The 14,612-nt window shown below is 41.2% G+C and carries 12 protein-coding genes; all 12 read left to right on the top strand.

Annotated features, from left to right (window positions below):
* Positions 1–116 precede the first annotated feature (116 nt).
* Positions 117–1,622 carry a DUF4097 family beta strand repeat-containing protein gene (locus CYJ57_RS01300; RefSeq protein WP_180764348.1) on the top strand — a complete coding sequence of 502 codons (1,506 nt, stop codon included), beginning with the start codon at positions 117–119 and terminating at the stop codon, positions 1,620–1,622.
* A 14-nt stretch (positions 1,623–1,636) separates the two neighbouring features.
* A complete protein-coding gene (locus CYJ57_RS01305; RefSeq protein WP_101953758.1) occupies positions 1,637–1,933 on the top strand; it encodes a PspC domain-containing protein in 297 nt (98 codons plus the stop codon).
* Positions 1,934–2,075: 142 nt separating this feature from the next.
* A complete protein-coding gene (hprK, locus tag CYJ57_RS01310; RefSeq protein ID WP_101953759.1) occupies positions 2,076–3,008 on the top strand; it encodes an HPr(Ser) kinase/phosphatase in 933 nt (310 codons plus the stop codon).
* 2 nt (positions 3,009–3,010) lie between these two features.
* The gene (gene lgt, locus CYJ57_RS01315; RefSeq protein ID WP_101953760.1) at positions 3,011–3,805 is read left to right on the top strand and encodes a prolipoprotein diacylglyceryl transferase; all 795 of its coding nucleotides are present in this window, start codon (positions 3,011–3,013) and stop codon (positions 3,803–3,805) included.
* A gap of 14 nt (positions 3,806–3,819) precedes the next feature.
* Positions 3,820–4,845 (top strand): NAD(P)H-dependent glycerol-3-phosphate dehydrogenase, encoded by a 1,026-nt coding sequence (locus tag CYJ57_RS01320; RefSeq protein ID WP_101953761.1) that lies wholly within the window; start codon positions 3,820–3,822, stop codon positions 4,843–4,845.
* A gap of 14 nt (positions 4,846–4,859) precedes the next feature.
* Complete coding sequence (gene trxB / locus CYJ57_RS01325; protein WP_101953762.1) at positions 4,860–5,804, top strand: thioredoxin-disulfide reductase; 945 nt, start codon at positions 4,860–4,862, stop codon at positions 5,802–5,804.
* A gap of 2 nt (positions 5,805–5,806) precedes the next feature.
* Positions 5,807–7,519 (top strand): phospho-sugar mutase, encoded by a 1,713-nt coding sequence (locus CYJ57_RS01330; protein WP_101953763.1) that lies wholly within the window; start codon positions 5,807–5,809, stop codon positions 7,517–7,519.
* 130 nt (positions 7,520–7,649) lie between these two features.
* Positions 7,650–8,357 carry a response regulator YycF gene (gene yycF, locus CYJ57_RS01335; RefSeq protein ID WP_101953764.1) on the top strand — a complete coding sequence of 236 codons (708 nt, stop codon included), beginning with the start codon at positions 7,650–7,652 and terminating at the stop codon, positions 8,355–8,357.
* A 101-nt stretch (positions 8,358–8,458) separates the two neighbouring features.
* Positions 8,459–10,309 carry a cell wall metabolism sensor histidine kinase WalK gene (gene walK / locus CYJ57_RS01340; protein ID WP_101953765.1) on the top strand — a complete coding sequence of 617 codons (1,851 nt, stop codon included), beginning with the start codon at positions 8,459–8,461 and terminating at the stop codon, positions 10,307–10,309.
* A gap of 4 nt (positions 10,310–10,313) precedes the next feature.
* A complete protein-coding gene (gene yycH, locus CYJ57_RS01345) occupies positions 10,314–11,726 on the top strand; it encodes a two-component system activity regulator YycH (protein ID WP_101953766.1) in 1,413 nt (470 codons plus the stop codon).
* Entirely contained in the window at positions 11,726–12,565 is an 840-nt protein-coding gene (locus CYJ57_RS01350; protein WP_101953767.1) for a two-component system regulatory protein YycI, read from the top strand. Before yycH ends, CYJ57_RS01350 begins: the two co-directional genes overlap by 1 nt.
* Positions 12,566–12,586: 21 nt before the next feature.
* Entirely contained in the window at positions 12,587–14,482 is a 1,896-nt protein-coding gene (locus CYJ57_RS01355; RefSeq protein WP_006701732.1) for a DUF2207 domain-containing protein, read from the top strand.
* Positions 14,483–14,612: the final 130 nt, after the last annotated feature.

Here is a 14,612-nt window from a genome sequence, read left to right on the forward strand (position 1 = left end):
ATCGTTCTTTGCTTAATTTTACCATAGGATGCAATATCAGTCTCGAGTACCATGAATTAAATCATCGAGCGTGTCATAATATAATTAAGCTAGTCATCAAGTTAGGAGGAAATGTGATGAATAAAAAAGAGCGTATTATCGAATTAGTCAAACAAAACATTATCACTTTAGAAGAAGCATTGGATTTGTTAGAAGCTTCTGACGTAGAGTTTGTCCAACAACAAGCACCTACCTCTCGACAACAAACTGAAGAGGTGGAACATCCATTCACCTCAGATACAACGAATGCCGATGAACACAATGAACCAGAAGTCGCGATGGAAGATTTGAAGAAGGATGAATTAAATCAACGTCGCACTGAATTAGAAACACAATTAAAGGCACTTGAAGAATCGAAAACAATCCTACAACAACGTCTTCGGGAATTTGATATTATGTCCGAGCTCGATCCATTAACGGAAGAGCTTATCGAACAGCGAGAAGCATTGATCGAACAACAAGAAGACCTATTAGATCAAATCGAAGATATTTATGATGAGATCGATGATATTCATGATGAACTGGATGAATTAAACGAGGAAACTAACGATTCATATGATTGGCGCGATGACCTTAAACGCGTCATCGATATTGATAGTGACCGTATTTCTCAAGAAGCAGCCTATTATGCTAATGAAGCCCGCCGTGGTGGTGAAAAATTAAGTAAATCGATCAAAGATTGGGCAACAGATTTTGCGGAAAATTTTAAAATGAAAGAATGGAATGTTAACGTTCAAGTTCCATGGGTTAAAGATAATCCATTTGACGTGTCAGACCATTACCCCGCAGAAGGCATTCAAATGATTGATATTAATAATTTGAATGGTGATGTTATGGTGAGTGCGGGAGAGAATGATCAAATCGAACTCAAATTAGTTGGTTCAATCTATGGAAAAGATGAATCAATCGATGTACAATATTTCTATGATAACGGTTGGGTGATTCTTACCGAAGATAAGTTAGCGATTGCCTTAACGTCCCCAAAAATTCAAGTCGATATCGTCTTAACGCTACCAAAAAAACGTTTTGATAGGGTTGATATTCGTACCGTAAACGGTGATATTGATGTGACATCGGTTGAATGTGAGGAATTGAAAGTCAACTCAACGAACGGTGATATTCAACTTGCTAAAACGCAAAGTAGTGAAGCAACGATTGATTTAGTCAATGGGGATACCCATATTAAAGATAGCCAGATTGATACCATTGTCCATAAGACAGTGAATGGCGATTTTTCAATCGACGGTCAATTGACCAATGCGTCCATTACCGCGGTTCATGCGGATTGTTACATTACCAAACGTGATACCAACCCTGCGCGTATCAAAGTTGAGACGCAATCGGGAGATATTATGTTGGCGACGCCTCAAGCGATGAAAGTCGATATTCAAAGTAAAGCACAATTCGGTAACATTAAGTATCGGATGACTGACACGGAAGAAGAGAATGTATCCGAAGTGGATGGGGAGATGCGCTCGAGTCGTCTTCGCCGCAATCAATTATCGGCAGATGATGGATTAGAGGCTACATTAAAAACACGCTTAGGGGATATTTATATCAAAGATAATGAGTTTAATCAGTAGAAAGGATGGAGAGTATGAATAACAATAAACGTCTTTATAAATCTTCGACAAACAAACAAATTATGGGGGTTTGTGGTGGACTTGCAGAATTTTTCAATATCGATCCAACGGTTGTCCGTGTAATTACGATCATCTTATTTTTCTTAGGGTCTTCAGGATTTTGGTTATATCTCTTATTAGGGATTGTCTTACCGTATGACTATCAAGTCAACGGGCAAACTCGACCGACTTATCGTTCCGTTAACTCACAAGGAAGCCGTTATAAAAAAGATGTAACACCTAAAAATGAAGGACGCTGGGACGAGTTTTAATCAATATATTTAAGCAACTGCGACTGAGCAGTTGCTTTTTTTATGAACTGAAGATTCAATAGTGAGCAAGGCAATGTTAAGATGGATAGCTCAGGTTGAATATGGTAACATTTAACCAGATATAAAGCCATGGAGGGATAACATGACACGTACAGTTACCGTAGATAAATTAGTCAATACGCTTGCTGTGGACATTAAATACGGCAGTGAATTTAGGGATAACAAACTTTATACAAGTGAGGTTTCGCGACCCGGACTTGTTTTAGCGGGATTCTCTCAAGGATTCCCTCACGAACGAATTCAGTTAATTGGTCGAACAGAGATGGCCTATTTGGAACAAAAAACGGACAGCGAAAAAGAGGAAATCTACCAGGCACTTTGCCATAATGACACGCCAGCGATTGTTTTTGCACGAGATATTGAGATTCCTGCAAAGCTGATTCCATATGCTCAAGCGGCTGGGATTCCAATATTAAGTGCAAAGTCTAAGACCAGTCGCGTTCTTTCCAATTTGACCAATTTCTTAGAACATGAATTGGCTGAGCGCATCTCAAAGCATGGGGTGTTTATGGAAGTGTACGGGATGGGTGTGATGTTAACAGGAACGAGCGGGGTCGGTAAATCAGAGACCGCACTTGAGTTGATTCAACGTGGGCACCGACTCGTTGCGGATGACCGCGTCGAACTCTATCAGATGGATGAGTTAACACTCTTAGGGGAAGCACCGGATATTTTACAAAATTTAATTGAAATTCGCGGTCTCGGCATTGTTGATGTCGTCTCACTCTATGGGGTCGCTGCAGTACGCAGTAATTTACAACTTGAGTTAATCATTAATTTGGTTGTAGATGATGGTACGGTCGTCTATGACCGGTTAGGGAATATGGAAGATTATGAAGAAATCTTCGATGTTAAAATCCCCCGCATTACCATTCCAGTAAAAACAGGACGAAGTCTTTCTGTAATTATTGAATCCGCGGCAATGAATCACCGTGCCACTTTAATGGGCTTTGATGCAAAAGAAACCTTTAATCGCAAGCTCAGAGAGCTGATTGATAGCAATCGTGAGGTTTAATGATGATGAGATTATTTTTAGCAATTTCTCGCGTTGCCTTTGAAATTGGTCCCCTCAAAGTTCATTGGTACGGTTTAATTATTGGTGTTGGAATGTGGCTAGGGTACTTTATCTTTAAACGTGAAGGACTGCGACGTGGATTTTTATCAGATCATCTGTTTGATTTGTTTTTCTGGACGATGGTCAACGGCTTAATCGGCGCACGGCTTTATTATGTATTATTTAATTTAGACTTTTTCTTACAAAATTGGTGGGAAATTCCCGCTATTTGGCATGGCGGAATGGCTATCTATGGCGGGGTCATCGGTGGAATATTGACCTTGTACTATTATAGTCGCCATTATCACTTGCCTCACTTGGAATTAGCCGATTGTGCAGCGCCAGGGTTAATGTTAGCTCAAGCAATCGGGCGCTGGGGAAACTTTATTAATCAAGAAGCGCACGGCGAAGCGGTGTCGCGACAATTTTTAGAAAGTTTGCACTTGCCAGAATGGTTGATCCAGCAAATGCATATTCAAGGGCAGTATTATCAACCAACGTTTCTCTATGAATCTGTTTGGAACGTCATCGGTGTTTCGCTGATGCTGATGCTGCGTCGTTACTGGAAATCTTTACGAGCAGGAACACTGACTAGTTTCTATTTAATTTGGTATGGATTAGGACGTTTTTGGATTGAAGGAATGCGCACGGATAGTCTGTATTTAGGTCCGATACGGATTTCTCAACTTGTATCACTTATTGCAATCGTGAGTGGTATTGGTTTGTTAAGTTATGTAAATCGTCAAAAACAATCATAAAAGGAGTGGACGGGATGCGAGTAGCAGTATTAGGTAGCGGATCATGGGGAACCGCCTTAGCCAAAGTATTAGCAGAAAACAAACATGAAACGACATTATGGGGAATTGAACCTGAAGTTATCGAGTCCATCAATATGCATCAAGAGAACGAACGCTATTTGCCTGAGGCGAAGTTACCGAGTGCACTCGAGGCGACGTTGGACTTATCACAAGCAATTCAAGGTGTGGAGTTGATTGTTCTAGCTGTGCCAAGTCAAGCGATTCGTGAAGTATGTCAAACGTTAAAAGAGGAACTTCAGCATCAAGAGATTGCCCCAATTATTGTCCATGTGGCGAAAGGAATCGAACGTGGTACGGAGCTCCGTTTAAGTCAAGTGATTGAAGCAGTTATGCTACGCGAAACGTATCGTGGTATCGCTGTTTTATCTGGACCGAGTCATGCTGAAGAAGTTGCGCGACGTGACTTAACTTCCATTTCAGCAGCAAGTGAAGACTTGGCGGTTGCTGAAGCCGTTCAACAAGCGTTTATGAATGACTATTTCCGCGTTTATACCAACCAAGATGTTCTAGGTGTGGAATTAGGTGGTGCGCTAAAAAATATTATTGCGGTCTGCGCGGGGATTATTGCCGGACTAGGGTATGGTGACAATGCGAAAGCGGGCTTAATTACGCGTGGCTTGGCAGAAATTACGCGACTCGGTGTTAAACTCGGCGCGGATCCACTGACATTTAGCGGTTTGAGTGGAGTTGGCGATCTCATTGTAACGTGTACCAGTGTCCACTCAAGGAATTGGCAAGCTGGGAATTTATTAGCATTGGGCTTAAATCTTGAACAAGTTCAACAAAAAATCGGTATGGTCATTGAAGGGACAGTGGCTTGCCAAGTGGCACGCAACTTAGCACGGAGTCAAGGCGTTGAAATGCCTTTAACCGAGATGTTATATCATTATTTGTATGAAAATCCAGATTTTTCAATTCAAGAAGCTGTGCAACAATTGATGTTACGCGAAGGTAAGCACGAGACAACCTATTATGATTAAGGAGACGGTAAAATATGACGAGTTTATATAACGATGTGGATGTACTAGTAGTCGGAGCAGGTCCTGGTGGATTGACCGCCGCTCAGTATGCATCGCGCGCGAATTTAAAAACGGTAATTGTCGAACAAGGAGCTCCCGGAGGGGAGTTATTGAATACTGCCGATGTCGAGAACTATCCTGGCTTTACTAAAATTAGCGGTCCTGAATTAGCCACTAAAATTTACGACAGTTCGATGTGCTTTGGAGCGCAAAGTGTGAGCGGTTACGTCGCTGACATTGTTTGCGAGGGAGCCTATAAGATCGTGACAGTCGGTGACACAACCTATCGTGCAAAAGCGGTCATTATTGCGACGGGAGCGACGCACCGTGAATTAGGTTTAGAAAGTGAGAAGCGACTGACTGGTAAAGGGGTCTCTTACTGTGCGGTCTGCGATGGTTTCTTCTTCCGAAATCGTGATGTCGTTGTTGTAGGTGGAGGAGACTCTGCGGTCGAAGAGGGAACATTCTTAACGCAATTTGTAAATAAAGTGACACTAATCCACCGGCGTGATCAACTTCGCGCACAACAAATATTACAAGATCGCTTATTTGCGAATGAAAAAGTCGAAGTAATTTGGAATAGTGAAGTGAAAGAAATTAAAGGAGATCAAAGCGTCTCGTCCGTCTTGATTGAAAATACGGAGACAGGTGAACAGTCTGAAATTCCAGCAGAAGGAGTCTTTATCTATGTTGGAATGGTGCCTAACTCACAAATGGTGGCACAGTTAGGTGTGACGAATGAGGAAGGTTGGATTGTGACGAACGAGCGAATGGAAACGACCGTTCCGGGACTATTTGCGGTTGGAGACGTGCGCTTAAAACATCTACGTCAAATTGCAACGGCAGTTGGCGATGGAAGTATTGCGGGACAAGCTGCGTATGAATATTTACAAACTTGGAATGAATTTGAAGGAGAATAATGATGGATTGGCAAAAAGCATATCAAAAGTGGCAAACACATACTGAAATGGATGAAGAGCTACGCCAAGCGATGGCAAATTATTCTCCCGAAGAAGCGCAAGAGGCATTTACGGGAGCATTGTCATTTGGGACGGCAGGCATGCGAGGGATCTTAGGGCCTGGCACCAATCGGATGAATCGCTATACTGTTCGTCAGGCGACGGAAGGGTTAGCTCAATTAATCATCCAACATCAAGCGCAAGAGCGCGGTGTGGCGATAGCGTATGACTCAAGACATTTTTCGCCCGAGTTCGCTCAAGAAGCTGCTTGCGTGTTAGGGCATCACGGTATTCAAGTCTATCTCTATGAGTGTTTAAGACCGACACCGGTGTTGTCATTTGCGGTACGATATTTTAAGGCCTATGCGGGAATTATGATTACTGCCAGCCATAATCCAGCCGAATATAATGGTTATAAAGTCTATGGGGAAGACGGAGGACAGATGCCACCGGTCGAAGCTGGGCAGTTAATGGATTATGTCAGTCAAGTGGCAGATCCGTTAGAAGTTGCTACCTCGGATTTTGATGAATTGGTAGCTTCAGGCAAGATAAAAGTGGTTGGTGACGAAGTCGATCAAGCTTATTTAGATGCGATGAAGTCTGTGACGATTGATTCAGAGCTAATTCAACAACATCAATCGAATATTTCAATTGTCTATACACCACTGCATGGGGCTGGAATGTATCTTGGTCTTAAAGCATTGAAGCAAGCTGGCTTCGAACAAATTCATGTTGTTGCCTCGCAACAAGAACCTGACGGTGCTTTTCCAACTGTTAAAAGTCCGAACCCAGAGTCAGCTGAAGCTTTTGATGAAGCACTACAATTGGCTGAAGAAGTTAAGGCAGATATTATCTTAGCAACCGATCCCGATGCGGACCGGTTAGGCGCGATGATTCGCACTGCAACAGGAGACTATCAAATGCTGACCGGTAACCAAATTGCGGCGATTATGCTCGATTACTTATTAGAAGCAGCTCAAAGCCAAGATAGCCTGCCTACAAATGGTGTGGTGGTCAAATCAATTGTCTCAACCGATCTTGTGAGACCGATTTGCCAACATTACGGCGTCGAAGTCGAGGAAGTATTGACCGGCTTTAAATTTATTGCTGAGAAGATCAAGGGATATGAACAATCCAAGGCAAAACAATTTTTAATGGGATTTGAAGAAAGTTACGGCTACTTAATCCGTCCATTTGTTCGGGATAAAGATGCGATTCAAGCATTGGTCGTCTTAGCAGAACTCACAGCGTACCATCAATCCCAAGGCAGAACGCTCGGTGATGCGCTGGAATCAATCTATCAACGTTACGGCTGCTATTATGAACATACCATCGCCATTACGTATCCTGGGTTAGATGGTGCCGAGCGCATGCGTCAGATTATGGCACATATTCGTCAACAAGGTCCAAGCCAACTCGGTGAGATCGCTGTCGTTCAAAGTGATGATTATTTAACGAGCCAGTCAACGCAAAGCGATGGACACAGTGTGCCTTTAACGTTACCAACTAGTGATGCGTTGAAATATCATTTAACGGATGGCAGTTGGGTAGCGTTAAGACCGAGTGGTACCGAGCCGAAAATTAAACTCTACATTGCGACGAAAGCAGATTCGATGGATCAGGCAAAAGCCAAAGCCCAGCGGATTGAATCAGACTTGCGGACATATGTTCAATAGTTCAACTTACTAAATTTAACATGCGAATACCTTGCTCTATCGAAGTCTTGTAAGCGTTCAAATTTTGACAGAAAATAGAATAAAGGTATAATAGATTAGAAGTATATGTCCCAGATAAGGAGGGCACGGAATGAAAAGAATCTTAGTAGTCGATGACGAAAAACCAATCTCGGATATTATTAGCTTCAACTTAAAAAATGAAGGATTTGAAGTATTAACTAGCTTTGACGGTGAAGATGCGATTGAGACATTCAATGAAGAACAGCCAGACCTTGTTATCTTGGATCTTATGTTACCTAAAGTGGATGGACTTGAAGTCTGTCGCCAAATTCGTAAAGAGAGTGCCGTTCCCATTATTATGTTGACGGCAAAAGACTCAGAAATTGATAAAGTACTCGGACTGGAACTGGGCGCAGATGATTATGTGACAAAGCCTTTCTCAAATCGAGAACTGATTGCTCGAGTCAAAGCGAACCTGAGACGTAATTCTGCGATTCTTAACGAAGCATCTGAGCAACGTTCGAATGATATTGAAGTTGGTGATTTAGTCATCCATCAAGATGCCTATACTGTCACTAAAAATGGGGAAGATGTTGAATTGACCCATCGTGAATTTGAACTGCTTAGCTACTTGTCGCAACATATCGGACAAGTGATGACCCGTGAGCACCTATTAGAAACAGTGTGGGGTTATGACTATTTTGGTGATGTGCGAACGGTCGATGTTACCATTCGTCGTTTACGTGAAAAGATTGAAGATCAGCCAAGCCATCCGACTTATATTTTAACGCGACGTGGCGTAGGCTACTACTTAAAAAATCAAAATGGCGACAATTAATTTGTCGCAAATAATTAGCCCCGTAGATTGATTCTACGGGGTTGACTATTAATAAAAATTAAGGGAAGATTATTTGTAATAAGAAGATAATAGGTGACTTTATGAGAAAAACACGGTTTCGTTTCTATCAATCGATTTACTTTAAAATACCTCTCCTGTTTTTATTTATTTTACTGATTAGCTTTCAGTTTATTGGGGTGTTTTTTATTGACCAGTTAGAATCTCAAACGATTAATCAAACGAAAGCTCAAATTAATACGCAAGCGGACTTTTTAATGAATAACGTGGTCAATGTAATGGTCAATAATGCGGAAGATAGTCAACAGACTTATGTCCAACTCAATCAGACTTTAGATACCTTTACATCGACTTTGCCCGTTCGAATTAATGTGGTTAATAATTCAGAGACGATTATTGCGACCAATCAAGGATCGGAGTTGAGTTTGATTGGAACTCAAACGACGGAGCCGGAAGTTCGCAATGTTATTTTGAATCGATCGATGATGGAGTTAGAATCGTATGATAATGAGACGAAAACACCGCAGTATCAAATTATTAAGCCTTTGTTAACACCTGACGGGACAAGTACATTAGGCGCTTTATTAATCGAGACCAATTTAAATCAAGTGTATCAACAAAACAATAATATTATTGATTTATTTGTTCAAGCAACCTTTTTGGCGATTGTCATTGCGATTGTGATTGCCTTAGTCCTCAGTCAAGGTTTGACACGACCGATTGAAGAGATGCGTCAACAAGCCTTGCGAATATCAGAGGGAGTCTACAATTATCCTGCGACAATCTATGGAACGGATGAGCTGGGTGAATTGGCTAATACGATTAACGAACTTGCGATTAAAGTTAAAGATGCCCAAGAATCGACCGAATCTGAACGTCAGAGATTGGACGGGATTTTACGGCATATGACAGACGGCGTGATTGGAACCGATCACCGCGGTAAAGTCTTGCTAGTGAATGATCGTGCGCTATCTTTACTTAATTTACGTGAAGATCAAGCGCACGGCCAGTCAATTTTGAAGTTATTAGGTATTGAGGATCAATTTAAACTCAATGATTTATTCCGTAAAGAGCAAGTAATTTTAATGGTACAAGATGACGCAGAGCAGTCTATTTATAAAGGGGAATTCTCGATTATCAAACGCGATAGTGGATTTATTTCAGGGTTAGTTTGCGTCCTAACTGACGTTACCGAGCAACAAAAGACAGAACAAGAGCGACGTGATTTTGTATCGAACGTCTCTCATGAGCTAAGAACGCCACTCACGAGTATTAAAAGTTATTCTGAAGCGTTGGCTGAAGGCGCTTGGCAAGATGAATCAATCGCCCCTCATTTCTTAGAAGTTATCGAGTCTGAAAGTAATCGGATGATTCGAATGATTTCGAACTTATTAGATCTTTCCAAAATTGATGGTGGACAGATTGTTTTAAATAAAGATTATGTCGATTTAAAGCGCGTGCTGAATTTTATTTTAGACCGCTTAGAATTTACCGTTGCCAATGATCCAAACGGAGAGAACTATCAAATTGTTCGCGAGTTTACGCCGCGGGATATCTACGTGGATATCGATCAAGACCGGATGACTCAAGTGATTGATAACTTACTGAACAACGCAATTAAGTATTCACCGGATGGCGGCACCGTGACGGTCAGATTATCAGAAGAACAAGGTTTTGTAAAAGTGAGTGTGATTGATGAAGGCTTAGGAATTTCGAAATCTGACGCTGAACGCTTATTTGAACGCTTTTATCGAGTTGATAAGGCGCGCTCACGAGAACAAGGTGGGAGCGGTCTTGGCTTAGCGATTTCTAAAGAGGTCATTGAATTACACGGTGGTCAGATTTGGGTTGAAAGCGTAGAAGGAAAAGGAAGTAACTTCAGCTTTACATTACCATCGACATCTTTTGAAGATATCGAAGAAGATTGGGGGTAGGAACATGATAAATCGTTTGAAGCGACTATTACCTTATATTTTAAGTGCTTTAGTTATTTTAGGGTTATGCTTGTCCTACTTTATTTTCTACGATATTCGAGGGATTCAAAGACTGATTGGGATTGAACAAAGATTAACCACTCCTGAAGTGAGTGAATCGGACGACGAATCGAAGGTGGGGAGTTATCTCTATTCACCGATTCAGCAACGTTACTCGGATATTGTTACTCCGTCAACGATCTATTATCGTATGGTGGATCAAACGTATTGGGTTCGTTCACAAAATACGTATCAATCGATTAAAACATTAATTGAATCTCGCCCGATCCACGTGAATGACTCGCATGAGACGGTCAATCCTGGAACCTTAAATTATTTATGGGAGATTGAGCATTTACAATTAACCTTTCCACACCGTATTCCTTTAGGGGTGTTGAATCATCTCGTGGAAACTGAAGATGGGGACCTTGAGGACTTTTTAATTGACCGAATTGTTATCCCTCTAATTCCTGATGAAGGTGGCAATGTTTACTTGATGGATACGGGAGCGAATCGATTCGTTGTTGGACACCTTTCTAGACAGCTTAAAATCGAAGATTTAAAAGAAACGTCCGAACAAAATAAAGAAACCCTCGTCCCGATGATTCGCTATGCAGGGCGTAAGGGGCCGATTTATTTACCTGAATTAGCCATGACGTTATCGACTCAGTTGTATACGCTCGAAGCGGTCCCGGAGAACTTATTAGTGAATCAGATTTTTCCAGACAGTGATTACAGTCTATTAGAAATCAACCCATCGGGAGACGCACCAATTTATCGCTATCAAAACTATTTAAACACGCTCGATATTGATCGGACGAAGCAGTTGATTAGTTTACAACCCAACCGAGTCGAACAAGGAGAGGCACGGACCATTAGTGATAAAGTAACCAATACTTATTCCTACTTACAACAATTGGAGTATTGGCAAGGGGCATTACAACTCGAGCGAGCGGCTAATAATCATATTATCTATCGGCGATTGGTCAATGGGCTTCCAGTTCGCAGCGGATCGAAAGAAGCCGATTATGGGGAAATTACCTTTCAATTAAGAAATGACCGGAGCGGTGATGTTTATCGCTATCAACAGCCAACGTTATTTCCAAATATTTTTATCGACTCACTCTTTCAAGAAGTGACGCTAGATAATCACGAGCAGTTGCTCAATAATATTCAACAATATAATATGATGCTAGGGAGCTTTGATGCGATTTTTATAGGGTATTACTGGGAGAAAGATATGGAGAATTTCCGTAAAGTTCAGCTAACACCCCAATGGTTCTTTGAGTATCGCGGCGAAGTTTATACTTACGACGAAGTGATGAGCGAAACCTTTATTGATTATTGGTTCCAAAAAGAGGCAGAGGAGGAAGCGTAATGGACTTTAAACGAATTCAAATTGCACTGATTATCTCGTTTTTGCTATTTGATATTTATCTAATCTTTATGCTCTTCGCACGAATCAATACGATTTCAACGTATAATGCTACAGCTAGAAATTTAACCATTGAACAAGAGCTAAGTGCTAGAGGTATCTCTTATCCTAAGTTAAAATCCGATTCACAAGAAGTCCCTTATGTTGTTGCCTCCAAAAATAATTATTTAGCAGCAAACATTGGACAGCTTAGCAATCAAAATGCCTCTGTTGATGGTGAAGGGACTCTTACAAGTACCTTTGATGAGCCTGTTAAGTTAAACTTGAATTTAAATGATCAAACGACAGGATTGTCTGAAGAAGACCGGACCCTCTTAACGAATAACTATTTATCGGATCCAGAAATGTTTATTGGCGGTCAATACTATCGAAATTTCTGGTATGTCAACAGTCAGCGAACCATCTATATTCGAATGACGGCATATGATGGCAATCCCATTACCGATGGAACCGCAGAAATTCAAATTAATTTAGATGAGAACTATAATATGGTAGGCTATATTCAAACCTTCCAAGCAGATATTACCGCTTTGAAGCAAAAAAGTCGCATGATTACTGAACGCGAAGCCATCGAAGTGATTGACCGTCGAGCTGAGACATTAATTCCTGACGGTTCACAAATTCATTATTCGGTTTTCACGTATTATCGATCACAAGAATTGGATAAATTTAATGTGTATTCACCCGCATGGCAAGTCGTTTATGATAATCAAAATGGTCGCTTCACTATTACTGTAGATGCAATCCGAGGAACTGTAATTCAACGAAGACAAATCAGCTAAGTATAGAAGGAGTTGAAATGTATGAAACGCAATCCATTTAAAATAATTCCGATTCTTTTATGTCTTTTATGGCAAGTAGGGCTGACAGCGATCCATGCGCAAGAAGTTCGTTTTGATATGAATCAGATTGAAATGAAGGGAGAAATCTCTTCGGAAGGTCATATGACGTTCCGCGAAATCTATACGTATGACGTCGAATTTATGAATGGGATGTATATTACAATCGATCATGATCAACATAACTTAACAAATTACCGCGTAGGGATTGTGGATGAACAAGGAGATGTGACGTATTTAAGCGAAGGTTTAAATGGTCGAGAAGGAACTTATAAAACGTCGGATGATGGAAAACTTTTAAAATTTCAAATTTTCTATCCAGCAAAAAACGAACAAGTCCGTGTTTTAATGGAATATACGCTAGAAAATTTAGTCACAAACTATTCTGATACAGCTGAACTCTACTGGGCGTTGACAGGAGATCAATTCGACTCCGCTTACGATTATCATGCGATTATCGAGCTTCCTGGTAAAGTAAATCAAGTAGAAGACTTTCGAACATGGGCATACGGCCATTACGAAGGAGAGGTCTATCCTCGAACAGAAGACCGAAGTTATATCGAGGTGACTGTGCCGAATAATCCACCGAATCAACTGATTGGTTTACGTGCGATTTTCCCAACATCATTAACCCCGAATAATCCAAATAAAGTGGATGCAGCGATGAAAGAGCAAATTATTGAGAAGGAGAATCAGCAAGTAGAAGCGGATCTCCAGCGTCGCGAAGCAAAACAACGTAGTTTAATGCGTCGCTTATTGGCCTTATCTCTTGCGCCACTCTTTACGATTTACGTGGGCTATTATTATTTTTCACGGAAACGTCGCTTAAATCCGAATCCGGTTCATATTCCAGATCATGTCTATTCATTACCCGCTGATTTAACACCGGCGATTATGGCAACGACCGTTTTGCGTAATGAACCTAATTCGGATGATTTCTCGGCTACGATTATCGATATGGCACGAAAGGGTTATATAATGATTGAAGAAGTTGACCGTGAAGAAGGAAAAATTTTCCGTCGACGTTCTCAGACGGTCCGAATCAGCCCATCGTCGCATTTGACTCAGGAAAGATACAATCAGCTCGAACGACACGAGAAATATGTCTATGATTACTTATTACCTGATGATGAGCCGGTTATTTTACGTGATATCGAAGATCGAATTCGCAAAGAATCGCACTTTGCTCGCACTAAAAATCGTCTATGGAATCAGTTCAGCAACTATGTCTCAGCGGTCGGTGAAAAACAACGTCAAGCTCCAGCTGAAAGACAAGTTGCCATAAGCTTAGCAATGTTTAATGTATTTGTATCCATTGGCTTATGTGTACTTATGCTTGTTTGGGTGATTGACTCACCTTTAGCAAATTGGCTCCAATATATCGGTTTCTATTTTGCAATAAATGCAATCGCTGCGATTATCCTAATGATTTTGACTGCCGCAAAACCCATTCGTTCTTACGAAGAAGATAAGCAAATCAAAGAATGGCAGGGTTTTGCGAATATGTTAGACGATATTGGCAATATGCGAATGCGTGAAATAGCCTCCCTCCCATTGTGGGAAGAGTATTTGGCTTATGCAGTTTCGCTCAATGTGGCAGATAAAGTGATTGAGGCCATGAACCAGCAATATCATATCGAAGAATTACAGACAGAAATGCATATGCCGCTTGTTTTCTATCGTAATCCTTATTGGATTAATCAGGTCATTCGACCAACGATTAATCAATCGATTGCGGACGCCGCGCCAAAACCTGTCTCAAGTAAATATACTGGATCAAACACCGGCGGCTTCGGGGGAGGCTTTTCAGGAGGCTCCTTTGGCGGCGGCGGTGGTGGCGGCGGAGCCAGTGGTTTCTAAATAAAGGATGTTTAAAAACCCATAAGGTGAGTTTTCCAAGGAAAGCTCACCTTTTCTAATGAGCCACAGTCGATTAGCAGTTCGGAGGAGATTTTTGTATAATAAAAAGGAAGAATGAGAGAAGTGATGA

It is taken from the genome of Falseniella ignava, assembly GCF_002847645.1.
GTDB lineage: Bacteria > Bacillota > Bacilli > Lactobacillales > Aerococcaceae > Falseniella > Falseniella ignava.

Coding starts and splice junctions, on each gene's coding strand:
- trxB (WP_101953762.1), top strand. CDS start 4,860: ATGACGAGTTTATATAACGATGTGGATGTACTAGTAGTCGGAGCAGGT.
- yycF (WP_101953764.1), top strand. CDS start 7,650: ATGAAAAGAATCTTAGTAGTCGATGACGAAAAACCAATCTCGGATATT.
- walK (WP_101953765.1), top strand. CDS start 8,459: ATGAGAAAAACACGGTTTCGTTTCTATCAATCGATTTACTTTAAAATA.
- CYJ57_RS01355 (WP_006701732.1), top strand. CDS start 12,587: ATGAAACGCAATCCATTTAAAATAATTCCGATTCTTTTATGTCTTTTA.
- CYJ57_RS01305 (WP_101953758.1), top strand. CDS start 1,637: ATGAATAACAATAAACGTCTTTATAAATCTTCGACAAACAAACAAATT.
- hprK (WP_101953759.1), top strand. CDS start 2,076: ATGACACGTACAGTTACCGTAGATAAATTAGTCAATACGCTTGCTGTG.
- lgt (WP_101953760.1), top strand. CDS start 3,011: ATGATGAGATTATTTTTAGCAATTTCTCGCGTTGCCTTTGAAATTGGT.
- CYJ57_RS01320 (WP_101953761.1), top strand. CDS start 3,820: ATGCGAGTAGCAGTATTAGGTAGCGGATCATGGGGAACCGCCTTAGCC.
- CYJ57_RS01330 (WP_101953763.1), top strand. CDS start 5,807: ATGGATTGGCAAAAAGCATATCAAAAGTGGCAAACACATACTGAAATG.
- yycH (WP_101953766.1), top strand. CDS start 10,314: ATGATAAATCGTTTGAAGCGACTATTACCTTATATTTTAAGTGCTTTA.
- CYJ57_RS01350 (WP_101953767.1), top strand. CDS start 11,726: ATGGACTTTAAACGAATTCAAATTGCACTGATTATCTCGTTTTTGCTA.
- CYJ57_RS01300 (WP_180764348.1), top strand. CDS start 117: ATGAATAAAAAAGAGCGTATTATCGAATTAGTCAAACAAAACATTATC.